At 67.7% G+C, this 1322-nt stretch carries 1 protein-coding gene; it reads left to right on the forward strand.

Going from position 1 to position 1322, the window contains the following annotated elements; genetic code table 11:
* Positions 1-51: 51 nt before the first annotated feature.
* Positions 52-1295 (forward strand): IS3 family transposase gene (locus ACWDXC_RS45245; RefSeq protein ID WP_449993260.1). Its coding sequence is split into 2 segments (ribosomal slippage): positions 52-334 and positions 334-1295, totalling 1245 coding nucleotides; the frame shifts between segments, so codons are not numbered across the junction.
* Positions 1296-1322 lie beyond the last annotated feature (27 nt).

Below are 1322 nucleotides of genomic sequence, written 5' to 3' on the forward strand. Positions count from 1 at the left end.
TGAATCGCCCCGGGTTCGGTGGAGACTTGATCTCTTGAGAGGATCGAGTCCATGCCAGGTAAGTCTCCCTACCCCGCCGAGCTGCGCCGCCGAGCGGTGCGGATGGTCGCCGAGGTGCGGCCGGATTACCCCACCGAGTGGGCGACGATCAACGCGGTCGCGACCAAGCTCGGCATCGGCACCGCGGAGACACTGCGCACCTGGGTCCGACAGGCCCAGATCGACGAAGGCAGCCGGCCCGGCCGCACCAGCGACGAGTCGGCCGAGCTGAAGCGACTGCGCCGGGAGAACGCCGAACTGCGGCGCGCCAACGAGATCCTGAAGGCCGCGTCGGCTTTCTTCGCGGCCGAGCTCGACCGGCCACACACGTACTCGTGACCTTCATCGACCAGCACGCCGGCGTGTTCGGTGTCGAGCCGATCTGCCGTGTCCTGACCGAACACGGCTGCCCCATCTCCACCAGCACCTACTACGCCGCCAAGAGGCGCCCACCCTCGCCGCGGGCAGTACGCGACGCCGAGCTGGACGCCCACATCCAACGTATCCACGCCGCCAACTACGGCGTCTACGGCGCCCGCAAGGTCTGGCGGCAACTGCTGCGCGAAGGACATCGGGTGGCCCGCTGCACCGTCGAACGACGCATGCGCGCCCTCGGCCTGCAAGGCGCCCGGCGGGGCAAGAAGATCCGCACCACCACGCCCGATCCAGGCCACGAGCGCGCCGCCGACCGGCTGCAGCGCGACTTCACCGCCCAGAGGCCGAACTCCGCCTGGGTGGCCGACTTCACCTACGTTTCCGCCTGGTGCGGGGTGGTCTACGTCGCATTCGTGGTCGACGTCTATTCCCGGGCGATCGTCGGCTGGGCCGCCTCGCTGACCAAGCACACCACCCTCGTGCTGGACGCCCTGGACATGGCGTTGTGGCGGCGCGAGCGCACCGGTCATCCGGCCGGGCCGGGGTTGATTCATCATTCGGACGCAGGCAGTCAATACACGTCTTTCCGGTTCACCACCCATCTGCTGGCGGCCGGCATCGACGCCTCCATCGGCACGGTCGGCGACGCGCTCGACAACGCCCTGATGGAATCGCAGATCGGTCTCTACAAGACCGAACTGATCAAGCCGCGAGGCCCATGGCGCAGCCTGGCCGAGGTGGAACTGGCCACCGCCGAATGGGTGTCCTGGTTCAACGCCACCCGCCTGCACTCAGCCATCGGACACCGTCCACCCGACGAGTTCGAGGCCATCTACTACGCTCACCACCATCCCCACGAAGCCCTAGCAATCAACCGCTGAGGTCTCCACCAAAGCCGGGGCGATTCA

Source organism: Nonomuraea sp. NPDC003214 (assembly GCF_053590035.1).